This window comes from Mesorhizobium sp. B2-8-3, assembly GCF_006440815.1.
Classification (GTDB): Bacteria; Pseudomonadota; Alphaproteobacteria; order Rhizobiales; family Rhizobiaceae; genus Mesorhizobium.
The window spans coordinates 85,205-108,992 of sequence record NZ_VFTW01000020.1; the positions used below are offsets into that span (position 1 = coordinate 85,205).

Consider the following 23,788-nt stretch of genomic DNA (forward strand, 5'->3'; position numbering starts at 1 on the left):
ATCTGCTCACTCTCCCTGTTCGCGCGCTCAGGTATCGAAATCCGGTGCATAAGGGATCAGCCGCTTCCCAACAACGCGGAAACCGACGGCATTCATGGCGTCGATGCGGCCCATGTCGATGCTCGACAAGGTGAAGTCCATAACGTCGAAATTCGAGCGGATGTTGCCTGGCTTGGTGGACATCGTGTTGATCGGCAAACCCTTCTGCAGGACCCAGCGCAACACGACCTGGGCGGCCGACTTGCCGTATGTGGCGCCGATATCGGCGAAAAGCGGATGCTTGAAAACCTCGCCGCGCGCGACCGAGCAGTAGGACGATAGAGGGATGCCCGTCTCACTCGCGGCCGCCAGCAGCTTGCGCTGGTCAAGAAGCGGATGGAATTCCACCTGATTTGTTACGAGCGGCACGCCGGTGATCTGCCTCGCCTGCCGCATCATCGCCGCTGTGTAGTTCGAAATTCCGATGGTGCTGGCGAAACCCCGTTCCTGCGCCTCCTGAAGCAGTTCAAGCGAGAGCTTGATGTCGCCTCCTGGCGTCGGCCAGTGAAGAAGCAGAATGTCGACACGATCCAACTTCAGATCCCGCAAGGACTGTTCGACGGATGACATGAACCGCTCTTGCGAGAAGTTCTCCACGGTGACCTTTGTCGTGATGCAGAGCTCGTCCCGAGGTATGCCGCTCTCGGCCAAGGCGGCACCAGTGTCGGCTTCATTGCCATAGGCCTGGGCCGTGTCGAAGGCGCGGTATCCCGTGTCGATTGCCGCCGCGATCGCGTTGCGCAGCGCATCGCCCTTGAGGGGGAAGGTCCCGAACACTCTCTGGTTCGCCTTCTGGAACATGATATTCATCGAAATCCTCCCACTGATTGTGGTCAGCCCGGAGCTTGCCTTGAAAGCCGCAGGCGGTTATACCAACGATATAACTGTTTAGTTACTTATTCAAGCTTTGTGGAGAGGAAACGTGAGCAAGGTCAGGTCCGCAGCGGAGGCCGTCACCCAGATTCGCGACGGAGCGGTGGTAGCCGTCAATTCGTCGTCCGGTCTGCTGTGTCCGGACGCCGTGCTTGAAGCGCTCGGCAAACGTTTCACAGTCGAAGGGGCACCCCGTAACATCACCACCATCCATCCGATCGCCGCGGGCGACATGTTCGGCACCAAGGGCGTCGACCACATCGCCTTGCCGGGATTGATCAGCCGCATCATCGGCGGCTCATATCCATCGGGGCCTACCAATGCCGAGCCGCCGCTGATCTGGCAGCGCATTCTCGCTGGCGACGTGGCGGCCTGGAATTTCCCCTCAGGCGTCGTGTTCGACATGCTGCGCGAGGGCGCGGCGCACCGACCGGGTGTGTTGACCAAGGTAGGCATGGACACCTTTGTCGATCCGGCACTCGAAGGCGGGGCCATGAACGACGCGGCACGGAAGTCACCGATCGTGCAGCGCGTGGAGTTCAACGGCGAGACATGGCTCCACTTCCCACCCCTCAAGCCGGACGTGGCGATCATCCGGGCGACGACGGCGGACGAGAAGGGAAACCTTACCTTCGAGCAGGAAGGGGCAACCCTCGGTGCGATGGAGATGGCGCTTGCGGCGCGCAATTGCGGCGGCATCGTCATCGCCCAGGTCAAGCGCGTCGCGGCTCAAGGCACGCTGCGGCCGCATGAGGTGCGGGTCCCCGGAATCCTGGTGGACTTCATTGTCGAAGCTCCGGATCAACTGCAGACCACGGGAACCGCATACGATCCAGCCATATCGGGCGAACTGTTCCGGCCCCTGCGCACATTCCGTACGCCTGAATACAATATCTCCAAGGTCATCGCACGCCGGGTCGCGCAGGAGCTTCGAGCGGGCTGGGCCGTCAACATCGGCTTCGGCATCTCCGCCAACGTGCCTCGCATCCTGATCGAGGAAGGCCTGCACGGCGCCGTCACCTGGGTGATAGAACAAGGTCCGGTGGGCGGCGTGCCGCTGCTCGATTTCAAATTCGGCTGCGCCTCCAACGCAGAGGCCTTCGTCGCTTCCCCGCACCTTTTCACATACTTCCAGGCCGGCAGCTTTGACTGTTCCCTGCTGTCGTTCCTCGAAATCGGATCCGACGGATCCGTGAACGTCTCGCGGCTTTCGTCGACGCCGCACCGCACCGCCGGCGCCGGAGGCTTCGTGGACATCACCTCGCGGGCGCGTAAGATCGTGTTCTCGGGCAATTTCAATGCAGGCGCGAAGATGCGGCTGGAAAACGGAAATCTGGTCATCGACAAGGAAGGCAAGGTCGCCAAGATCGTGCCGAAGGTGGATCAGGTCAGCTTCTCGGGGGCGCGCGCCCGCAGCCAGGGCCAGGACGTCACCTATGTGACGGAAAGATGCGTCATCCGGCTGGCGGCCGACGGCCTGGTCGTCACCGAAATAGCGCCGGGGCTCGACCTCGAACGTGACGTCCTGCAGCAGGCAGCCACACCGCTCTCGGTCTCCCCCCAACTGAAGGTGATGGACGAGGCACTGTTTCTTGACCAGCCGATAGGGCTGCGGTTGTGAGCGACCCTCGTCTCGACCTGAGCATTGACGGACCCGTCGCACGGTTGACCATCCGCAGGCCTGAAAAGCTGAACGCGCTTGACGCGGCGATGGTCGATGCGCTCGTCCCGCTGTGCAGGTCGGTGGAGCGTTCCGCAGCCAAGGTTCTGATCCTGATCGGCGAAGGCGACAAGTCATTCTGCGCAGGCGGCGATGTCGCCGCCTGGAGCGCCCTCGGTCCAGCGGAGTTCGCACGCCACTGGATCCGCGACGGCCACGCCGGCTTCGACGCTGTCGCCAGGCTTTCGCAGCCGGTCATTGCCGTCCTGAACGGACACTGCCTCGGCGGAGGCCTGGAGCTGGCGGCCTGCGCCGACTATCGGATTGCGGAAGGCCACGCCCGTATCGGTCTGCCCGAGACCAGCCTCGGAATCATACCCGGCTGGTCAGGAACCCAGCGCGCGGCCCGTCGTTTCGGCCCGCAGCTTATCCGGCGCATGTCGATCTTCGGTGAGGTCTATTCCGCCGACGAGGCGTTGAGACTGTCGCTTGTCGACAAGGTCGTCGACAAAGGGCGCGGCCTGGCAGCGGCCGAGGACCTTGCCGCGGTCGTTGCAGGCAGGTCCGCTACCGCGGTCGAATTGACCAAGATGCTCATCAATGCCGTTGAAGGCGAGGAGCGCGAGCGCGTGCTGGACGCCCTTGCCGGGCGTATCGCCGCCGGCAGCGAGGATCTTCGGCAGGGCCTGGCGGCCTTCCGACAGCAGAGCCAGCGGCCGAAAGGCTAAAGAGCGTCGCGCTGAAGCGGATTCAGGCGACGCGCTTTTAAGCCTTTGTTTTCATGCATGTCGTTATCGCAAAACCGCTGCACACTTTTGCGCGACATGCATTAATCTCGGGACCGATCTGAGCGCGGCAGGCTGTTTCGCAGGCGGCGGCTGACCACGCAACAGTCCCCCTTGCCCAGAGCGGGGTTGCGAGGCTGTCAAACCTCCGTCTTCAACAGACGGAGCGGAAGCGCTCCACGCATGCGTCCAGGACGTCCCCGGGATCACGCTTCCACCAGTCTCGCGCCGAGAACACCTCCACCTCGCACGGCCCGTCATAGCCAGCCGCTTCCACCGCCGCGCGGATCGCCTTCAGGTCGGCCACGCCGTCTCCCATCATGCCGCGGTCGAGCAGCACGTCGCGGGTCTGCGCCAGCCAATCGCAAAGGTGATAGCCGAAAATGCGCCTCGGCCCGACCCGCAGCAATTCGTCGGCCAGCGTACGATCCCACCAGACGTGGTAGACGTCGACCGCAACGCCCACATTGGGTGCATCGACGGCGACGCAAAGGTCGACCGCGTCGCGCATCGTCACCAGGCAGGATCGGTCGCCGCCATAAACCGGATGCAGCGGCTCGATGGCGAGGCGAATGTTTCTGACAGCCGCGTAGGGCGCCGCTTCGGCAACACGATCCGCAACCAGCTTGAGGCTTTCGCCGATGCCTTTTGTTCCCGGCTCTACCCCGCCGGCGACGATGGTCAGAACAGGCGCGCCGAGGCCGGCAGCCATATCGATCGCAGCCCGGAAGTCATCCATTACCGTCTCGCGGTCGGGCAGCGCCAGGGGGCCGGTGAGATATGGGGCGCGGCACAGCCCGACCACCCTCAGACCGGCGGCGCGAACCTGTTCACCTATATGAATGGCGCGATCGCCGAGTTCGCGGCGCCAGAAGACGATGCCGCCGAAACCGCGTTCGGCGCATGCATCGAGCACGCGCTCGATCGACCAGCCCGCACCGTACCCGTCGAGGTTGTGGCCAAGCGTTGCCGTATTCAGCGCCAATGCGGAATGATCCTTCGCAAAATCGCGCATGGCGCCGATCAGAGACCGTAAAGGGCAAGCAGCTTGCGCATGCGCCCAGCTGCGAGCTCGGGATCTCCAAGAAGACCGCATCCGTCGGCCAGCTTGAACACCTCCACGAAATAGGGCAGCGGCCGCATCGACTGAGCGCCTCCGAGCATGATGAAATGGTCCTGGAAGCCGTTCAGCCAGGCAAGGAAAACGACCCCGGTCTTGTAGTATTGCGTGGGCGCGCGGAAAATCAGCCGCGCGAGCGGTACGGTCGGATCCAGCGTGGCGTGGAACCCTTGGGTATCGCCCAGACCGAGCCGGTCGATGGCGTAGGCGGCGGCCGGCGCCAAAGGATCGAAGATACCAAGAAGGGCATGCGAGAAGCCCTTCTCGTCGCCCGCGATCAGCTCCGGATAATTGAAGTCGTCACCGGTGTACATCTTAACGCCGGCAGGCAGACGGCGGCGCATCGCGATTTCCTTCTCCTTGTCGAGAAGCGAGATCTTGATGCCGTCGATCCTGGCGATGTTGTCCCCGATGATCGCCAACACCGTCTCGAGCGCATTCTCGAAGCGGTCAGCCCCCCAATAGCCCTTGAGGGCCGGATCGAACATCTCTCCCAGCCAGTGCAGGATCACCGGGCGGTCACAGCGCGCAAGCACGTCGCGATACACCGATATGTAGTCGTCCGGCGAACGCGCCACCGCCGCCAGCGCCCGGCTGGCCATGACTATCAACCTGCCGCCGACCTTCTGTATGACCTCGATCTGTTCGAAATAGGCTCGGCGGACATCGTCGAGCGAGCGTGCATCAGCCGGTCCGAGCTGATCGGTGCCGGCGCCGTTGAAGACGAGCGCGTCCGGCAGCTCCTCCTTGCTCCTGCGGATGAGCTGCAAAGCCGAAGGCCAGTCGAGACCCATCCCGCGTTGCGCGGTGTCCATTGCTTCGGCGATGCCGAGGCCGAGCCCGTCGAGGTGGCGCCTGAATGCCATCGTGGCCTTCCAGTCGATGGCGGCGGGGCCGCCGGGATCGCTCACGCTGAAAGGATCCGCCACAACATGGGCCGCCGACAGCACGGTGCGTGGCGCATCGGGAGGCAACCGCGTGGCCGGAATCGCTTTGCCCTGCAGCCGATAATCGGAAAGTCTGCCTGTGGTGTCCGGCAGTTGGATGATCATGGCGTTCTCCCTGGCGCTGCGCAGTCAGAACCGCGGCACCAACATACCCGCATCGACGGCAATGACATGGCCGGTCGTATATGGCAGCTCGCCTGTGGCGAGCGTCGCCATGACGCGGCCGACATCTTCCGGCTTGCCGAGGCGGCGGATCAATGTCAGCCCCTCCTCGTCGACGCGGCGTCGGTAGGTTTCGCTGACCGCCCTGGTCATCGCCGTCTCGATCAGGCCAGGCCTGATGTCGTAGACGGCGATGTTCTCGCGGCCAAGGCGGACCGCGAAGACTTGGCTGACCATGGCAGATCCCGCCTTCGATACACAATATTCGGCCCGGGGCTCGGCCACCGCCGTGGCATTGGAAGAGGAGACGTTGATCAGGCTGTAGAAGCGGCCGTCATCGCGCCTGCGGGCGACAAGCCGCCTGGCCCAGCATTGCGACAGGAAGAACTGCGCCTTCGTGTTGATTGCCTGACAGCGGTCATAACTCTCTTCCGTCACATCGAGCGGATCGCCACGCGAGATGACCGACACGCCGGCATTGTTGATCAGCGTCGACAGCGGCCCGATGGCGGCCTCGACGGCGTCAAGCATGCTTTCGTGCGCACTCAGATCGGCGACATCGCCCGCGATGCGCGCGACCGGAACGCCGAGCGCGGCGACCGCGGCTTCGGCGGATTTCAATTCCTCGTCGTCGGCCGGGCCGTTGAGGGCCACGCCGAATCCGCGCCGTGCGAGCTGCAATGCCGCCGCAAGCCCGATGCCGCGGCTCGATCCCGTGACGAAAGCCGCATGACGCGATCCGGCACTCACGCCCGGGCTCCATGCTTGAGGAGCTCGCGGGCGATGATCATGCGCTGGATCTGGTTGGTGCCTTCATAGATCTGCGTGATCTTGGCGTCCCGATAGAGGCGCTCGACCTCGAAGCCGCGTATGTAGCCGGAACCGCCGAAGACCTGCACGGCATCGGCGGTGCGCGCCACGGCTATGTCTGCCGCGAAACATTTGGCGATCGAGCAGGCCTTGGTTGCATTTTCCCCCGCATCGATCTTCTCGGCGGCGCTGCGCACGAGCAGACGAGCCGCCTCGATGTCCTTTGCCATGTCGGCAAGCAGCCATTGCACGCCCTGGAAGTCGGCAATCGGCTTGCCGAACTGACGCCGCTGCTGGGCATAGTCGACCGCTGCCTCGAGCCCGGCCTGCGCAATGCCGACAGCGAGCGAAGCTATGCCCACACGCCCCTTGTCGAGCACGCTCATCATCATGTGGAAACCGCGGCCTTCTTCTCCCAGCAGCGCTTCAGGACCCAGAACGACGTCGTTGAAATTGAGCGCGCCGACCTGGCTGGCCCGCTGACCCATCTTATGTTCCTTCGGCCCGCGCTCTATTCCCTTGGCATGCAGATCGACGATGAAGATCGACATGCCGCGATGGCCCGCATGCTTGTCGGTGCGCGCCAGCACGAAACCGATGTCGGCGACCGGTGCGTTGTGGATCCAGATCTTGCCGCCGTTCAGTCGCCACCCGTCCCCGTCGCGCCTTGCGGTGGTGCGTATCCCGGAAACATCGGTGCCGGCTTCAGGCTCGGTGATGCAGTAGGCAGCCTTCTTCTCGGCGCGCATCGCAGGCCCCAGCCACTGCTGCCGCTGCGCCTCGGTGCCATGCTGAACAAGCAAGGTGCTGATCAGTTCGACGAGGCCGCATTGATCGGCGACGGACGCATAGCCGCGCGACAGTTCCTCCATCACCAGCGCATAGGTAAGCGTGTCGAAGCCGGGGCCGCCCATGGCCTCCGGGACGCCTATCCCGAAGAGACCGAGCTCACCCATCTGCTCATATATCTCGCCGGGAAAGCGCTCATCCCGATCGAGCGCCTCGGCAACCGGACGAATGACATCCTCGGCAAATTGGCGCGCCATCTCGCGCACCTGCTGCTGCGTTTCGCTCAGCGGCACGGTCGACCTCCGTATGTAACTATCTAGTTACTACTATGCCGGAATCGCCGCCGACGTCAAGCGGCGGACTTTTGCATCGCGAGGTGTTGCCGCTATCAAGTCCTTGCGGCGCCGCGTGAACTTAAATATAAATAACCAGATGGTTACTAATGGAGGATATCATGAAGCCGTCTGGCAAGCGTGTATTCGGCCGGTCCGGGCTCGAGGTTACGGCCTTCGCGTTCGGAACCGCTCCGATCGGAAATTTCCTTCAGCCCATAGAGGAGCAGACCGCGGATGCCATGATCCAGACCGCATGGGATGCGGGCGTGCGCTTCTATGACACCGCGCCGATGTACGGCCACGGCCTCTCGGAACTGCGAACCGGGCATTCGCTTCGGTGGAAGAAGCGCGACGAGTTCGTCCTCGCCAGCAAGGTGGGCCGGATGCTGAAACCGGCAAAGCGCTCGCAGATCGACTTCGCGCCGTGGTCGAACGCCGCGCCGAACACCATGAATTTCGACTACTCCTACGACGGCACCATGCGGTCGTTCGAGGATTCGCTGCAGCGCTTGGCCCTCGAACACATCGACATGCTTTTTATCCACGACATCGATCGGTTCACCAGCGGGGACGAGCAGCCGGAGGTCTTCCGGCAGGCGATGGATGGCTGCTGGAAGGCGCTGGAGAAGCTGCGTTCGGAAGGCCTTGTGAAGGCGATCGGCGTTGGCGTTAACGAATGGGAGGTTTGCCACGAAGCTCTGAAGCAGCGCGACTTCGACTGCTTCCTGCTGGCAGGTCGCTATACGCTTCTCGAACAGCAGGCCCTGGACGCTTTTCTTCCACTTTGCGTCGAACGTGGCGCGGCGGTGCTCGTCGGCGGGGGATTCAATTCCGGCATCCTGGCCACGGGTGCCGTTCCCGGCGCCAAGTACAACTACTCACCCGCGCCAAGCCACATCGTTGAAAAAGTCGCGAAAATCGAAGAGGTCTGCCGCGCACACGGCGTGCCGCTGCCGGCCGCCGCCTTGCAGTTCGTGGTAGCGCATCCGGCCATCCCCTCCTTCTGCGCCGGCACCCGCACCGTCCAGCAACTCGAGCAGAATCTCTCCTGGTTCAGCTACTCTATCCCGGGCGATTTCTGGAAGGACCTGAAGAAGAAGGGACTGTTGCGAGAGGATGCTCCGGTGCCGGCATGAGTGTCGAGCCCAAGGGAAAATCGCTCACAGGCTTCGGGTTGAGCTACGAAGACGTGGAGATCGGCGACCATTTCGAAACGCCTTCCCGAGAAGTAACGGCAACTGTCATCGAGGCATTCGCGGAAATGACCGGTGACCGGTTCGAAATCCATATGAGCGACGAGGCGGCGCGGCGGCATGGCTTCCCGGCCCGTGTAGCTCATGGCTTGCTCGTGCTGTCTCTTGTCGATGGACTGAAGAACAATGCCGTCGCCCGGTTCAGGGCGGTAGCGTCGCTCGGCTGGACGTGGCGGTTTTCAGGCCCGGTGTTCGCCGGCGACACCATCAAAGCGGAGGTAACGGTCGCGGACAAGCGGACCACGCGCAATCCGGCCCGCGCAGTCCTTCGCCTGCGTTTCGTCGTTCGCAATCAGTGGGGTGGGATCATGCAGGAAGGCGAGAACCAGCTGATGATCTATCGGCGAGACATAGCTTGAGGATCCCGCTTCTGCCTCCTCAAAGGATGCAGGCATGCTGTCTGCTTATCGAGCGTGCGCTCGATCGCGTTGCCGAGATTATTGTAGCGCATCAACCCAAGGTGAGCGGTCGGAGCCGCCGCTATACAGTGACATGGTCATGCGATGTCGGCTCTCCTCGCTTCCCTGCTTCTTTCCGCCGCGCCGCCGGGAGCCAAAGGACGTAGCTGGACATCCCGCTGCAGAAGGATGGCCGCAGATACTCCTTCCGAAGGAACCTGTGTATGGCAGGCCCGGCGGTAAGCATTAAAGCTTAGCCAGGGCGGATGCCCGGAGACTTCGCCACCATGTAAACTCTATTCTCACTCGGATCGGCCGTCTGGGCGCTAGGCGCGAAAAGATGCTTGCCAAAAGTCGCGAGGAACTGGCTGACGAGACCGGGCGCGTTGGTTTTGCCGGTGATCACAGGTTGCTGCCAAAGTTGGCCATCTCTTCGGGCGCGCAGGCCGGTGCTGATAGACGAAGACGGCGATTTGCTTGGCGTTCCAACGCAAGAAGGGGAAACGGTATGGCCAGGCAGATTATGCGTGAGACGTTGGGAGCCAAGGAGGTCCGGCAGCTCAAAGAAGTTTACGACCGCGCTCGGGCCGTCCAAGCCAGGTACGCAGAATCCCACCTTGCAGGCAGGGCAGCAAAAACGCTGATCGATGCCTTCGAAGCCCCCACCCATCCCGACGATACGGCTCTCGATCCTCAATGGCTGAGCAAGGCCGCCCCCAAGGGGAACGCCTGAAGACCAAAACGTTATCATGCATTCGAAGACAGCGGCTGCGGCCCAGTAGCTGGCCTGCCGACCTCACATTTTCGAGGCTCGGCGGGCAAATTCCCAATTGCAACTTTCAGCAAACGGCCAAATGCGCGTTTGGACGCGAAATGCGCAAGCCAGGCGGATGTAAATGCCGCCTCGCCTGAAGGCCGCACTATCGCCGGCGAAGACATCGGCCTTCGATTTCTCCACCGTGGGGGGCTGATACGGAACTTCGAAGTCGCAGCGGCGTTGCAGACGTCGGAGAAGAGTTCTTTTCCGTCGGGCATTGCAACCATACCCAGCTCACTGTGAAGTCGCTCACATCTGGCTTTCAAGAATTATCTATTGTAGGTTGTGGTAGAGTTGGAGAAACTGGGGATCTCCATGCAGACGCTGTCGCAATTCATAGGCCCACGTCCGGTTGGGGGGACATGGTCGAAGACTGAGTGGGCCAACAACGATTTTCTCGGTGTTGCCGCCAGAGCCTACAAACCCCATTCGATCGTATGTCGCCAGGATGACGACGACGATACGATATTCATTGTAAAGTCAGGCTGGACCCTGCTCTACCGCGGGTTGCCGGACGGAGAACGGCAGATCATCGACACTCCTCTTTGGGGAGACATTGTCGGCTTCCGCTCCGTGGACGGGCCCCGGTTCGCTTCGCTAGCCTCCATAACCGATGTGACCGTTTATCCAATACCAAGGAAGGCCCTGGTCGAGGGAATCTTGTCCGAAGCTAGCTTCGGCAGCAGGATTGCCCACTCCCTGGCACGGATGAACGCCATTCTAGCCGAGCACCTGGTGAATGTCGGGCGGCGCAACGCAATGAGCCGGACCGCCCATTTCCTGCTCGAATTGGAGGAAAGGCTCTCCAACGTTGGCCTGTCGGCCCACGGGAAGTATGACTGCCCTCTCACTCAGAATGAGCTGGCGGACATCCTCGGAATGACCCCCGTTCACGTGAACCGGACATTGAGGGAGCTCCGCAGTGCCGGTCTCGTCTCATTCAAGGCTGGTCATGTCGAGATTCTTAACCGCAAGAACCTCGTAAAATCGGCCGGATTTGAGAAAGAGTACCTCAGCTAGATCTTCTGGCGGATCCAGCATGCTCCCGCGATTGCCTCCTCGGTTCAAGCAGCAGGCAAAACGGCGTGCCTGGGAACCAGCGGCGCGGCGCAGCGTCTTCAAGGCCTGGTCGGCTTCGCTTATTTGGAATTTTACTAAAAATTAACCTAGGTTAGCGACCGCTAATAATCTCACCCTAGAGTAACGTTAGCAGTTCTTCGCTGGGTAGGCGGGAACTGCTGTGTGGTCAGAATGAAGCGATCCAGCCTTAAACTGGACGGGTGGGATTGCTTTTCCAAATTCTAGAATAAGGGGTAGTCGGCCGCGCGAGGCGGCTGGTATGCAAAAGGGCTGGTAGTATGAGCTCCTCAGCTGGACTGGTTAATTACAACTCTATGAATCAACCAACGGTTTCGAGCAACGGAACCGAAAATGCTCGTCATGAGCAATGCCTTCTCATACTGGATGGAAGGGCCTTGGACCGAGAATGCCTTGCATCGGCCCTCGTAGACCACGAACTCGGCATGGCGGTCGCCGCCATGGGTTCAATCGAAGAATGGCGCATGAAGAAGGGCTCAGCCCCTCCCCTGGTCGCCATACTCTTCAACCTTGGCGGTCGGAAGGCCGCCGATCATGCCACGGCAGACGAGATCAGGCGCATATCGTCTGAGTTCAAATCGATCCCCGTAGTTGTCCTGGCGGACAATGAGGACCTTGCACAGATATTGGCAGCTCTCGAATGTGGCGCACGAGGCTACATTCCGACCTCAGTCGGTATCGATGTGTGTGTCGAAGCGATCAACCTTGCTGCAGCCGGAGGTATCTTTGTCCCTGCAAGCAGCGTTCTCTCCATGCGGCATCTGATCGAGTCAGACAGCCGCGACACGCAGCCTTTGTCGAGAATGTTCACTCTAAGGCAAACCGAGGTCGCCCAAGCGCTCCGTCGCGGGAAGGCGAACAAGATCATCGCCTATGAGCTGAACCTGCGTGAAAGCACCGTGAAGGTGCATATACGAAACATCATGAAGAAACTGAAGGCGACCAACCGCACGGAAGTCGCCTACAAGGTCAACGATCTCTTCACGGAAGGAACTATGCGGAAGTGACGATCCCAAGTCGAGGGACCTCGTTGCAGTGATTGGAGCGGAGTGAAATTGCCTCCGGTCACCAGGCGGGCGGGATCAACCCGTTCTTGGTGTTGGACCTACCGCGCCCGCCGGCGCGCCTCGTCAACACGATCCTGCTCAGCTGCAGTCAGCGCCTTTTTTGTGCGGCGTGCACGAATTCGCAGACCGAGCGATGGCCGCGTTTGCCAAATTCGGCCACCGGGAAGCTAACCGCGCGCCGGGTTGCGGAAATCCGCTGATCAATCAAGGGCATTAGGGGAAGGTATGTCTGCCCACCCAGCTTACGGCTTCCTCGATCGTATCGAAATTCTTGTGCTGACCGCTCAGCAACCCAAAGCCTGTCTCGAGGAACCATTTGCCCTTTGTGGAGTAGGCTTCCTCGTCGATCCGAGTAAGGACTGCAACCAGTTGGTCGAATTTCCAGACCAGGAGCCCAGATTCTCCGCCCTCGACCGTTCCAATTCGGGCTTCGTTGAGCGAAAATCCAGGAGCAATTTTTGCGTTGCCCACCTTAATGCATCCCCTCAACTTCAAAGAAGGATAGTGAGATCTGTTAGCTTTGAATGGGCTGCTTCCGTATGTCTTCGCTGTAAAATGTCCCGACGAGACATACAAATTTTTGTTAGCAGATCGTCGGGCGAGTTCAAGCGCTTTCGCTCATGATCCACCGTTAGTTTTTCGCGAGAGAATTTAACTGCCAAAGAATTTGGCCTGCCCGAGCTGAGAGCCATGGCGAAATACTCGGGTTCCCGCAACCTGGAGGCGATCACATCGGATGAGTGCTCTCGAGAAAGCGGTACCCCTTTTGCGCTTCAATTAGCTCTTGCGGATCATGAGAGGGTTGAATTGCGATCTTTTCATTCCCTGACAGGCCATTGCCGACGGGGGGAGTGAGCAAGCCATGATTCATCGCCCAAACTGCAGCCTGAGTACGGTTGCGGACCCGTATCTTTCGAAGGATGGCCTTTACATGTACCTTCACCGTAGCTTCGGCGATGTTAATCTTGCGCGCGATGATTTTGTTAGACTCTCCTTCGATTAAAAAATGAAGAATACTTTTTTCACGATTTGACAAAACCGACAGCTCTGTCTCCTCATCCTCCGTTTTAACAGCCGCGTTTGCCAAATCATGTGCCGCATCATATTTCATGCTAGGCCAAATATCTTGAATAAACATCGACGTTTCTGCAGGCAGCACCGTCTGCCCAAGCATAACCAATTCGATGGTTTTGATGAAGGTTTCGCGAGCAGCGGCTTTTGTCAAATACGCGTCAGCTCCCGCACGAAAGGCTGAAACTATATCGTTCGATCGACAGTTATCGGCTAGCGCAACGACATGACTGGACGGGTAAATTGCTTTAAAGTCCGCAATTTGTGCGAATCCAGCGTTGGCATCAGTACCGCCGACATCCATGATGAGCAAGATGGATCGGTTCTGGGGAAGTGGCTTCTGCAGAAGATCGTGAACACAGTCTGCAGAGGAAAGAATACGAAACTTTTCTGCATCGAGGATTCGAATAAGACCCTCTCGTAGTAACTCGCTCGTTCCCACAAGCACTGTTATAAAAGATTGTCTTGTCATCGCAGCCTTCCTCTGATCTGTGGCGCTCGACCTCTCTTATGGCCCGTTTGATGTACGAACCCGGCACTCCACGCGCCAACCGCCATGGTTTCTTTTCAGCCTATATTACCTTACGCCACGAAACCCCCATGCCAAGATACCCTCTTTAGGCGCCAAAATACCCTCTTTAGGCTTAGGGCAGCATCGTCGAGATCTATCCGGATTCTCAAACCCGAGACTCTCGATCGGGTTTGCGGCCAGGAGCCGTGGGTGGTGATCGGCCCGTTCTCCAAGGCTTGGACGATGAAATTGGAGATGGCCCAGCCGTCCTGCGATTGCATGTTGGGGCCGCAGGCGGTTCGAGACGCTCCGTCGATAGACCAATATTTCCGGTTCTTCGCTGCGTTCGATCGCCTTGTCTCGTTTGCCCGTCAAAGAGGTTCTCCTGCGGCGCGGTAATCTGCTCATTGAACGAGTTCGTGCAAGGCGGTGTTTATCCCGAAGGAGTGCCCACAAAGGGATAGTTGTGCCGCTGGCGGTGAAGGGTCACGATAAGGCAGAGCCTTGCTCGGCTCGACCAGTTCGGGACGGGATGGCCACCATTGAAAAAGCGAAAGACACACGCCATGGCCATGGATACAAAATACAACTCCGAACCCGTCACTTCCTCCTCGTCGCATTTGGCCCGGAGCGGCATGAAAGGCGTCCTGTTTGTCATGGGGCTCTCTGGCGTCGCCGCCCTGGGAGCAGGCGCGATCAGAAACTGGAAGGCCATCGAGGATGTCTCCGGCCCCGTGATGCAGAAGGTCGAGGAGGTCTCCGGACCCGTGATGCTGAAGGTCGGGGAGGTCTCCGGAACCTTGGCACAGAAGGTCGAGGAGGTCTCCGGACCCGTGATGCTGAAGGTCGAGGAGGTCTCCGGAACCTTGGCACAGAAGGTCGAGGAGGTCTCCGGAATTCTGGCACAGAAGGTGTCTGCTGCTATCGACAGCTGGCAAGATCAACCGGCCCAAGCCACGGCCGAACCCTCCCGCGCGATCGTGCCGTTGGCCGCCGCTCTGATCGAACCGAGCGCCGCGCCTACCGTCCTCAGTACCGAGCGCTCCAAAACTCTCAGCACGGGACCGGATGCGTCTACCGCAGCGTTGATCGAAAGGAGCGCCGCCCCTGCCGTCGCCACCAATTCCGAGCGCTCCAAAACGCTCGGCATGGCGCCAGACGTGCCAACAGGAGGCCTGTTCGGCGTCGGCGATCGCCTCAAGGTCGCGTTCTACGAGCGAGTCGACGTCGAGGAAGACAAGTGGGCGGGCGCGTCCTCGGCCTCGGCGCTGGGCGGCATCCTGCAGCGTCCGGAACTGAGCGGCGAATATACTGTCCAGGAGGACGGCACGATTTCCGTGCCCTTGCTTGGCTCCATTGCGGTCGCCAACCGGTCGGCGCAACAAGTACAGGCCGACCTGGTGGAAACCTTCGAACAACTGCTTGGCCGCAAGGGGCTGGTCAACATCGTGTCGCTGGAGCGCTCGCCCATTTACGTGCTGGGGCCGGTCAAGAATCCAGGCTCGTTCAAGTACGCGCCCGGCATGACGATCCTACATGCCATCGCGCTCGCCGGCGGACTGAACCAGGGCCAGAGCGAGCCGTGGCAGAAGATCGAAGCCGTGCGTGAAACCCAGAAGCGGAGCGGGGCGATCGATGCCATGGTGAAACTGCTCGCGCGCGGGGCGGTCCTGGAGGCCGAGCGCGACGGTACGGCGCCCAAGATCCCGTCCCAGTTGCTGGAATTGGCCGGCGCGGTCGAAGCCGCCAACCTCGTCAATGAGCAGAGCGACCGTCGTAGTGCCCTCGCCATGGCCCGCAAGTATCGCGAACACGCGACCCTGACTGCGCTGGAGGCGGCCAAGCAGGATGTCGTCGCGTATGGACACATGGAATCGCTCGACGAACTCGTCAAGCTGCGCCAGGAGCGCGTCAACAGTATGCGCACGCTCGTGGACCGCAAAGTTCTCAACGTGACGATGATGGACCAGGCCCAGAGCGAGTTGTCCGACGCGGAACAGCGTCGGCGGGACGCCCGCAACCAGTACGCGAGCGCCAAGCAGCGCGTCGCTTCGCTGGAGGCTGAGGTGTTGCAAACTCGTGCCGACCTCAGGAACGATCTGGAGGTCGAGCTTGAGACGACGGAGAGCCAGATCGCGGCCAATGTACGCGATTTGAACGCAAGCGAAGGCATCCTGTACACGTTGCCGGTGACCCGCGCCCAGTTTGCGGCCCAGTTCGCGACGAACGCGAACAGGGTGACCTATCAAATCGTGCGGCAATCGACAGCCGGGCCGGTCAGCATCGAGTCCGCCGGGATGACCCTGTTGCGGCCAGGTGACCTCGTCAACATCATCGTGGGCGAAAGCCAGCCAGGAGAGCCAGCCGGTTCGCCGGTCCCAACCTCGTCGCCGACCGGCGACAGCTTGCCGGCCGCGAGCACTCTCAACGACGTAGGGCCTGGCCGCGTGCTGGCGGATCAGGTGATGAGTCCGAATTGATGCCTGGCAAAGGATTTTGCCCTGGACATGGCAATTCGCCTCCGGCGGCCGCAACGCTAGTAATCCAGGGCGCGTCCCGCTGGAATCATAACGTGGGGCGTTGGCGAAGTATTTAGCCAATGGCACGGCGTCGAAGGCAAAGTATTTGAAAGATGGGGGCATGTCAGAATCTGGCGACATCTCGGTTGTCGATGCGAAGCGCTATCGTGTTGCTTCAGACAAGCCTGCCATGCCTCAGGATACGGTGATCGACGTTAGCGTGGAGGTCTTGCAGAACATCGCGAAACTTGAGACCGATTGGAAGGAGCTCGAAGCGCGAGCAACTCACTCATTCTATCTGTCCTGGCTTTGGATCGGAACTTGGCTGCGGCATCTCCCGGCGGGGGCGCAACCCCACGTTTTAGTCGCTCGGACGTCAAGCAAGATCGTCGGCCTGGCGATTATTTGCCGGCGGAGGGCGTGGAGTTTCGGGCTGCATGCACGAGCGCGTTGGCTGCTCAATGAAACCGGAGACGTTCATTTCGATCGATTGTTCATCGAGTACAACAATATTCTTGCGGAGCGATCCTTGGCCGATGCCACCAGGGTGGCATGCCTCGAGGCTCTGGCACATCACTTGCGCTACTCCGACCAGCTGGTGCTCTCCGGAATTGATCGGGACTTCGAATTGGCCGCTTGCCGCACCGCGCGTAGGGCTGGGTTCCTTACCGAGGTCAAAGCGGAAGATACGGCACGGTGGATTGATTTCGCCAAAGTCCGGCAGAAAGGCGGAAATTACCGCGCCACGTTGGGCCGCAATACTCGCCAAGCGGTAAGCCGTGCCATGCGGTTATATGCGGAACGCGGCCCCATTGAGTTCCGGACGCTGGAAGCGACATCGGAGGCGCTCGCCGCGTTTGATTTGCTCGCCGAGCTTCATCAGGCGCGGTGGAGACACAAGGGATCTTTTGCCAATCCGAGCTTCCGTCGGTTTCACGAGGACCTCATTGCGCGCGGAGTTCCCACGGGGACCGTCCGCATCTCACGGACGCTGGCTGGGGACCAGACAATTGGAGTCTTGTACAATTTCGTGCATGACGGCCGTGTTCTCAACTATCAAAGCGGCTTTTTGTTTGAGCGCGACGGCCGGCTCAAGCCCGGGCTTGTCAGCCATGTGCTGGCCATTGAGGACAGCTTCGGACGCGGGGAGCGCGGCTACGATTTTCTGGCAGGCACCGCCGGGCACAAGTCACACCTGGCCAATGCCGAGCATCCTTTGACGTGGATCGCAATAGGCAGAGACAGTCCAGAGCGCCGCATCGAGGCAAAGCTGCGCGGTGCCAAGCGGGTGCTAGGGACCATTGCCACTCGCATGAGACAGGCCGCGGCTTGAAGTGTCGAGCAAAATAGGAGTTGCCACTCTGTATCAAGTTTTTGAGGCAGGCTCTTGCACCATCGATCGGCAGGTTCGGCAGGCGAGGACAAAGGAGAGGTTGGATTTGTCTAATCTATGTTTCAGCGTGGCGGAATTGGTAGACGCACCGCACTGTTGATGCGACGCCGGAAGGCTTGTAGGTTCGACTCCTACCGCTGGAGCCATAGATTCCAAGTGGCCACGTAGCCACCATGGCCGATCAATCAGTCAGAAGAGGTAATCCGAATTGGACCTTAACTGACGGTGGCATCGCAAGCGAAGCGGAGATTGCTTTGATCTGGGCATTCCGCATCCAAGTAAACTGCTCTTTGGCCAGCAGCCTTACTCGTCAAAGCAGGAGATCAATGGGGCGCGAGTTCATCGTCAAGATAGGTGTCAAGATAAGTTCGGCCGTTTCGCCTCCGACAGACCCCTCGCGAGCAGCAGCATATCTGGGTCTTTATAGCACATCCATACATCAAAATATCCACCAGCCGCTCCTTGCTTTCGCTCTTACGTGATTGTTTCATCGGGATTCCGCATGAACGAGCGTTCCCAGCGATCGGGATCCACGTATGACTTCTGAGTGCTGCCCCGTGCTCGACTTTATCCAATTTTCCGGCGCGGGCGGGGACGATCGCCATGGCGCATTTGGCGAGAGCTGGAATTTTCACGTTGTCTCGGCTCGGCCGGGACATCGATTAATTCGACCCAGATTCGGCGTCAGTCAGTCTGTTGTGGAGCCGGCACCGCCCCCCTCAAACTCTTTGGATAAAGTCGGGCTGAGACCCGGGATCATAATACCGGTTCTCGACAAAGATGGTTTGGAGGTCCTGGCATTCATGCTCGATGCTGAGCAGAACGTCATCCGCGAGATAGGCGTTTGCCTCAACGAAGAGGAACGTCGGCGCGCCGAGGGGTTGAGACTGGAGCGGGACCGCCGCCGCTTTGAAGCTACCCGTGGGCTGCTGCGCCGGCTCCTCGCCTCCAAACTGGGAATCTCGCCGTCCGACATCGAACTGGAATATGGACGCCTGGGCAAACCCCACCTCTCGCACCGCATGCCTGCTCGCGATTTGCGCTTCAGCGTCTCACGATCCGGAGATGTCGCGGTCGTCGCCCTTTCGACCAGGGAGGAGGTCGGGGTGGACATCGAGGCAGTTCTGCCGGTGCCCGAAGCGGATGAGATCGCAGCGCTCTGCTTTTCCGCCTCCGAATACGGGTCCTACACCGCCCTTGCTCCGCAAGACCGGCTGGAAGGCTTCCTCCGGCGCTGGACCCGGCTGGAGGCTATCTCCAAGGCCTTGGGATGCGGTTTAGGACAGCCCCTTTCCTGGGAGGAAAGGGATTGGGCTGTCCATAGGTTCGTACCGAAACCCGGGTACATCGGGACCGTGGCAGTCCGGAATTGAGTGGTAGTCCGGAATTGAAATGTCGGCGATGCCATCATTCACCTACGATGCACTGCGGATAAGCGAGGAGGTCAACCAACTCGAGAGGCCCTATGTCGGCGGACTTGATGCAGATCCCGGAGCTTCTCGCAGACCTCGCGGTCAAGGACATCAAGGTCTGGGCAGAGGGCGACCGGCTGCGCTGCAACGCCCCAGTTGGCGCACTGACTGCCGAGTCTTCCGACCAGTTGCGTAACCGGAAGGGCGAAATCATCGCGTTTCTGAACATGGCCACGGCTGCAGCCCGGCAACAGCCAGCAATCATTCCCCTGCAGTCTCGCGGAACACGCACGCCCATTTATGCCGTGCCCGGGCATATCGGGGCGCCCTTCTCATTCTCGGACCTGTCGAAGCACCTGGGTGGCGATCAGCCGTTCTACGCACTCCAACCGTCTGGCTTCGATGGGCAGAGCGACCCGATGGAACGCGTCGAAGATATCGCGGAGTATTTCGCCCGCCAGATCGTCGCATATCAGCCCACCGGTCCGTACATCATCGCCGGTTACTGCTCCGGCGCTGCAACCGCTCTCGAGCTGGCAAAAATCCTGCGTCAACGCGGAGCGGAGGTCCCGTGCATGGCGCTCTTTGGCCCCCTACACCCCATCATCTTTAAGGAATTGCCGCGTCAGCTATATTTCTTTGCCAGTCGCACCGCCGATTCATTTCTGCGAGAGATAGCAAAGCTGCCGACATTCGGCGCTCGTCTCCGGTATTTCGGCAGGCGTCTCGGGAACCTTGGCGGGCGCGTCGGCGCCCTCGTGACCCCCGTTCGCAAAAGCAAAGAGCCTATCACGGCAGATCCGGTGCTGGCGAGCAGAGCTCGACTCAAATCCACGGCGATCACGGCTTTGCGGCGGTACATCCCCACCCCGTATTCGGGTCGAGTATGCATATTCCTTCCGAACAAGGCTTGGATGCGATCGGGTGCGGCGCCGCGCCAATGGCTTCGAGTGATGCCCCAAGCCGAGTTTTATTTCGGGCCCGAGGACTGCAACGATAGCCGTATGCTGGAGGAGCCGGACGCACCTGCCATCGCAGAGCTCTATCGCCAGGCAACCCGAAGGGCTGAGCGATTGACGTGATTGATTTTTGATTTCTGCAATGGAGAGCGTATCTCATGAATGAAGTCCTACCTATCGTGGCGAAGGGCGTAGCACTTCCCCTCCCGAAAGATGCCGATCATCAGGCGCTGGTTGTCGAGTACAACGCCACGGCGGCGCCCTACCCGTCGGACAGGACGATCATCGATCTCTTCCGCGACCAGGCGAGGCGTAGTCCCAACGCCGAAGCGATCCGTTTCGGTGACGCAATGCTGACGTACCGGCAGCTCGACGAACGCTCCAACCAGATGGCCACGCATCTAAGTTCGACCGGCGCTGGGCCAGGTCGGATTGTCGTTGTGTTCATGGAGCATTCCATTGAGGTCGTCGTCGCGATCTTGGGCGTCCTGAAGTCCGGCGCGGCCTATGTGCCGTTGGATGCGGCAACACCCAAGGGGCGTCTCGCAACGATCCTGAAGGACATTGCCAACGGGACCGACGGGCGGGCGCCGGTGGCGATCACACAGGCGCGCCTTCAATCCGTCATGTCCCCGAACCTTGCAGACATTTTCGTGCTCGACGCCGATTTCGGGTCGATTTTGACTCAGCCGGACTCGGCCCGACCATCCGCTGCCACTCCGGACACCGCCGCCTACATCATCTTCACCTCCGGCTCGACCGGCACGCCCAAGGGCGTCGTGATCGAGCACCGGAGCCTGGTGAACTACATCTGGTGGGCCGCTCGGGTATACGGTTCCAGCGAAGGTGACGCATGGCCCCTTTTCTCATCCCTTGCCTTCGACCTGACCGTTACCACACTCTTTACGCCACTCGTCACCGGCGGCCGCATCGTGGTCTATCTCGGTGATCCCGGAGTCCAGAGCATGGTCGTGCTCAAGGTCATCGACGACAATGCCGTCGATATCATGAAGCTGACGCCGGCGCATCTCGCGATGATCCGCGACCGCAATCTCGAGACCACAAGGCTGCGCAAGTTCATCGTGGGCGGCGAGGATTTCAAAACTGAATTGGCTCGCGATATCACGAACGCCATCCCCCACCCCATCGAAATCTACAACGAGTACGGACCAACCGAAGCCACGGTTGGCTGCATGATTCACCGTTTCGACATCGACCGGGATCAATCCGCATCGGTGCCGATCGGCGTTCCGGCCGCCAATGCGGGCATCTACGTCCTCGACAAAGCACATCAGCCCACCGCCTCCGGCACCATCGGTGAGATGTTCATTGCCGGCGACGGTCTCGCGAGAGGCTATTTCAATCGCCTTGACCTGACCGACGAGCGTTTCCTTACGGTCCCCGATCCTCGAGATGGGTTTTCGAAGCTGCGGCTGTACAAGACGGGGGATCTCGCCCGCTGGAACTCGGAAGGGCGCCTGGACTTTCTCGGCCGCGCCGATCATCAGGTGAAGATTGGTGGCGCACGTGTCGAGTTGGGCGAGATAGAAGCGCGGCTTCTCAAGCATCCACACGTTCAGGAATGCGCTGTCATCGCCATCGCCAACTCGACGACGACGCCAGCGACACCAACGATGGTCCAAATGGGCGATGTCGAACCGCCAGCGGCCGAAGACGGTATCGCGCGACTTGTGGCTTACTATGTCTCGTCGAAACCCCTGACCGTCGCGGACCTGCGCGCGCACCTCGCCGAAGAACTCTTAGGATCCATGATTCCGACGCACTATGTCTGCCTCGAACGGATGCCGCTCACGTCCAACGGCAAGATCGACCGCTCGTCGCTTCCCGAGCCGATCGCGGAAAACTTCCAGCCTGCGCAAGAATTCGCCGCCCCGTTGACGGAGACCGAGAAGACGCTGGCCGCGCTGTGGTGCGATCTCCTTAAGGTCGAGGCAATCGGCCGTCGCGACAACTTCTTCGGCCTGGGCGGGGAGTCGCTCCTGGTGATGCGGGCGGTGTCGCGCATGCGGAAGATCTTCGGCGTCGACGTGCAGCTTCGCAACCTCTTTGAGCGCCCGACGCTCGCCGAACTGGCGGAAGTGATCGACGGAATGCGTTGGATGGCAAATTCCAAAGGCTCCCCACTCTCGGAGGGACCGAGAGAGGAGGTCGAACTCTAGCTTGCCGGAATGCCCCCCGACCTTGGGCACCAATCCTGGCGGTGCCCTTGCATTGGACGCATGCAGAGCGGATGAAGATGATGGACAAAGCTTGGGTATCGGCACGAGAACCCGGACTGCCTTGGGTGGCGGCGGAATATGAGCTCTTGCGCGACCAAGTGCGCCGGTTCGTGGATGAGGAAATCAAGCCGTGTGCGGATCTCTGGGAGGAGAACGGATTCATTCCTCGTCCGATCCTGCGCCGCATGGGCGAGCTCGGCTTCTTCGGCATCCGCTACCCTGCCGAGTACGGTGGTGCCGAGATGGACGCGGTCGCATCAACGGTCTTCGCCGAGGAGCTCGGGCGCTCGACCTATGGCGGCGTCGCCGATGCAATGCTGGTCCATGCCGACATGGCTTCCTTGTATGTCTTTCACGACGGCACCAAAGCCCAGCGGGCGCGCTGGATGCCGGGCATTATCAGCGGCGAGGTGATCACCGCGGTCGCTATAACGGAGCCGGATGCGGGCTCGGACGTGAAGGCCATCCGCACGCGTGCGCTGCGAGATGGCGACTCCTATGTGCTCGACGGTACGAAGCTCTACATCACGAATGGCGTTCACGCGGATCTCTACTGCGTCGCAGCCAAGACTGATCCCTCGGCAGGAAGCCACGGGATCACGATGTTCCTCGTCGAAAAGGGGACGCCGGGCTTCAGTGTCGCCCGCGAGCTGGACAAGCTCGGCTGGCGCTCCTCCGATACGGCGGAGCTCGTCTTCGACGGTTGCCGCATCCCCGCCGAGAACGTGCTCGGCGCGGAGGGACAGGGCTTCTACTCCATAATGCGCAACTTCCAGAATGAGCGCCTTGTTCTTGCAGGCATGGCGATAGGGATGGCCGAGGCCGCGATCGATATGACCCTCTCCTGGGTAAAAACGCGCCGCGCATTCGGGGGCGTCCTGTGGGACATGCAGGCGATCCGTCAACGTCTTGCGATGCTCTCTGCGAAAGTGGAGGCAAGCCGTGAGTTTCTCTATGCCACCGCTTGGCGCATGGCGGCGGACGACGACTGCCTGCGCGAAATCTCGATGTTGAAGGCCATCTGCGGCGAACTTGTCAACGAGGTGTTGTATGCATGCGTGCAGTTCCACGGCGCTATGGGCGTTATGCGAGAGAGTCCGATCGAGCGCATAGCGCGGGATGCACGCGTCCTATCCATCGCCGGCGGCGCGACGGAGGTGATGCTGGAGGTGGTCGCGTCATTGTCGTGAGCCCAATGGGGACATCGCTCCCTGGCGTTGATTGTAGGAGGGCTGCGTTAAGGGCTCTTCCGACGGCGGGTAGGTTGGCTGATGGGGTCTTTCGGCTGTTTTTTCCCACCCGCTCCCAGGCGGCGCTGAGCGGTCATGGTCGCCTGTCGATGCAGGCCCCGCCAGGAGCGGACTACGTCACGTCTGGGGCGCCGATCCGGCGCCCGCTGCGCCGGCCCGTCTCGCCGCTCGCCGCTTAAAGCGTGTCGCGCTGAAGCGGATTCCACAGTACACGACGCAAGGGTGAGGACGGCTTGAAGTGATTTGATTGGAGGATTCTTCGCCAAAAGGATCCGCCGAT

General features: G+C 60.6%; 20 protein-coding genes, 1 tRNA gene and 1 pseudogene. 14 read left to right on the forward strand and 8 right to left on the reverse strand.

All coding sequences use genetic code 11. The annotated features are described in order from the left end of the window. Window positions 1-27: 27 nt before the first annotated feature. On the reverse strand, window positions 28-849 hold the full coding sequence (locus tag FJ418_RS24090) for an aldo/keto reductase (RefSeq protein WP_140869877.1): 822 nt from the start codon (window positions 847-849) through the stop codon (window positions 28-30). Window positions 850-961: 112 nt separating this feature from the next. On the opposite strand from FJ418_RS24090, the gene FJ418_RS24095 reads away from it, so the two are divergent. Both FJ418_RS24095 and FJ418_RS24100 read left to right on the forward strand, forming a co-directional pair. Further along, on the forward strand, window positions 962-2,533 hold the full coding sequence (locus FJ418_RS24095; protein WP_140869880.1) for an acyl CoA:acetate/3-ketoacid CoA transferase: 1,572 nt from the start codon (window positions 962-964) through the stop codon (window positions 2,531-2,533). Continuing rightward, complete coding sequence (locus FJ418_RS24100) at window positions 2,530-3,300, forward strand: enoyl-CoA hydratase/isomerase family protein (protein ID WP_140869883.1); 771 nt, start codon at window positions 2,530-2,532, stop codon at window positions 3,298-3,300. The genes FJ418_RS24095 and FJ418_RS24100 overlap by 4 nt, the downstream gene beginning before the upstream one ends. Window positions 3,301-3,511: 211 nt before the next feature. Here the strand turns inward: FJ418_RS24100 and FJ418_RS24105 are convergent, their stop codons facing one another. From FJ418_RS24105 to FJ418_RS24120, 4 genes are read right to left on the reverse strand one after another with little or no spacing between them, the layout of a single operon-like run. Further along, entirely contained in the window at window positions 3,512-4,372 is an 861-nt protein-coding gene (locus FJ418_RS24105; RefSeq protein ID WP_140869886.1) for a sugar phosphate isomerase/epimerase family protein, read from the reverse strand. Window positions 4,373-4,380: 8 nt separating this feature from the next. Next, entirely contained in the window at window positions 4,381-5,529 is a 1,149-nt protein-coding gene (locus tag FJ418_RS24110; RefSeq protein ID WP_140869889.1) for a dihydrodipicolinate synthase family protein, read from the reverse strand. Between the two features lie 24 nt (window positions 5,530-5,553). Next, window positions 5,554-6,336, reverse strand: a complete 783-nt coding sequence (locus tag FJ418_RS24115) for a 3-ketoacyl-ACP reductase (RefSeq protein ID WP_140869892.1) — start codon at window positions 6,334-6,336, stop codon at window positions 5,554-5,556. Then, window positions 6,333-7,478, reverse strand: a complete 1,146-nt coding sequence (locus FJ418_RS24120; RefSeq protein ID WP_140869896.1) for an acyl-CoA dehydrogenase family protein — start codon at window positions 7,476-7,478, stop codon at window positions 6,333-6,335. Before FJ418_RS24120 ends, FJ418_RS24115 begins: the two co-directional genes overlap by 4 nt. Window positions 7,479-7,639: 161 nt before the next feature. On the opposite strand from FJ418_RS24120, the gene FJ418_RS24125 reads away from it, so the two are divergent. The 5 genes from FJ418_RS24125 (at window position 7,640) to FJ418_RS24145 (ending at window position 12,093) form a co-directional block, all read left to right on the forward strand. Next, on the forward strand, window positions 7,640-8,656 hold the full coding sequence (locus FJ418_RS24125) for an aldo/keto reductase (protein WP_140869899.1): 1,017 nt from the start codon (window positions 7,640-7,642) through the stop codon (window positions 8,654-8,656). Further along, a complete protein-coding gene (locus FJ418_RS24130) occupies window positions 8,653-9,132 on the forward strand; it encodes a MaoC family dehydratase (RefSeq protein WP_140869901.1) in 480 nt (159 codons plus the stop codon). Before FJ418_RS24125 ends, FJ418_RS24130 begins: the two co-directional genes overlap by 4 nt. Before the next feature lie 379 nt (window positions 9,133-9,511). Then, window positions 9,512-9,904, forward strand: a complete 393-nt coding sequence (locus tag FJ418_RS24135; RefSeq protein WP_140869904.1) for a hypothetical protein — start codon at window positions 9,512-9,514, stop codon at window positions 9,902-9,904. 399 nt (window positions 9,905-10,303) lie between these two features. Continuing rightward, entirely contained in the window at window positions 10,304-11,008 is a 705-nt protein-coding gene (locus tag FJ418_RS24140) for a Crp/Fnr family transcriptional regulator (protein WP_140643778.1), read from the forward strand. A 374-nt stretch (window positions 11,009-11,382) separates the two neighbouring features. Continuing rightward, window positions 11,383-12,093, forward strand: coding sequence for a response regulator transcription factor (locus FJ418_RS24145; protein WP_226891962.1), 711 nt, complete (start codon window positions 11,383-11,385; stop codon window positions 12,091-12,093). A gap of 273 nt (window positions 12,094-12,366) precedes the next feature. Here FJ418_RS24145 and FJ418_RS24150 read toward each other — a convergent pair whose 3' ends face one another. The 3 genes and pseudogenes from FJ418_RS24150 to FJ418_RS32440 form a co-directional block, all read right to left on the reverse strand. Next, window positions 12,367-12,624 carry a hypothetical protein gene (locus tag FJ418_RS24150; RefSeq protein WP_181167072.1) on the reverse strand — a complete coding sequence of 86 codons (258 nt, stop codon included), beginning with the start codon at window positions 12,622-12,624 and terminating at the stop codon, window positions 12,367-12,369. A gap of 256 nt (window positions 12,625-12,880) precedes the next feature. After that, window positions 12,881-13,696: a response regulator transcription factor gene (locus tag FJ418_RS24155; protein WP_140869907.1), complete on the reverse strand. Its 816-nt coding sequence runs from the start codon at window positions 13,694-13,696 to the stop codon at window positions 12,881-12,883. A gap of 221 nt (window positions 13,697-13,917) precedes the next feature. Next, a pseudogene (locus FJ418_RS32440) lies at window positions 13,918-14,025 on the reverse strand (SDR family NAD-dependent epimerase/dehydratase); the annotation flags it as partial. A gap of 276 nt (window positions 14,026-14,301) precedes the next feature. Here FJ418_RS32440 and FJ418_RS24160 point away from each other — a divergent pair. From FJ418_RS24160 to FJ418_RS24190, 7 genes are all read left to right on the forward strand, one after another. Continuing rightward, window positions 14,302-16,215 carry a polysaccharide biosynthesis/export family protein gene (locus FJ418_RS24160; protein WP_140869910.1) on the forward strand — a complete coding sequence of 638 codons (1,914 nt, stop codon included), beginning with the start codon at window positions 14,302-14,304 and terminating at the stop codon, window positions 16,213-16,215. A gap of 100 nt (window positions 16,216-16,315) precedes the next feature. Further along, window positions 16,316-17,587, forward strand: coding sequence for a GNAT family N-acetyltransferase (locus tag FJ418_RS24165; RefSeq protein ID WP_246683195.1), 1,272 nt, complete (start codon window positions 16,316-16,318; stop codon window positions 17,585-17,587). Between the two features lie 121 nt (window positions 17,588-17,708). Next, window positions 17,709-17,793, forward strand: a tRNA-Asn gene (locus tag FJ418_RS24170). A gap of 657 nt (window positions 17,794-18,450) precedes the next feature. Then, the gene (locus FJ418_RS24175; RefSeq protein ID WP_246683197.1) at window positions 18,451-19,020 is read left to right on the forward strand and encodes a 4'-phosphopantetheinyl transferase superfamily protein; all 570 of its coding nucleotides are present in this window, start codon (window positions 18,451-18,453) and stop codon (window positions 19,018-19,020) included. 92 nt (window positions 19,021-19,112) lie between these two features. Further along, a complete protein-coding gene (locus FJ418_RS24180; protein ID WP_140869916.1) occupies window positions 19,113-20,141 on the forward strand; it encodes a thioesterase domain-containing protein in 1,029 nt (342 codons plus the stop codon). Between the two features lie 35 nt (window positions 20,142-20,176). Continuing rightward, window positions 20,177-22,198: a non-ribosomal peptide synthetase gene (locus FJ418_RS24185; RefSeq protein ID WP_140869919.1), complete on the forward strand. Its 2,022-nt coding sequence runs from the start codon at window positions 20,177-20,179 to the stop codon at window positions 22,196-22,198. A 71-nt stretch (window positions 22,199-22,269) separates the two neighbouring features. Beyond that, complete coding sequence (locus tag FJ418_RS24190; protein WP_140708996.1) at window positions 22,270-23,448, forward strand: acyl-CoA dehydrogenase family protein; 1,179 nt, start codon at window positions 22,270-22,272, stop codon at window positions 23,446-23,448. Window positions 23,449-23,788 lie beyond the last annotated feature (340 nt).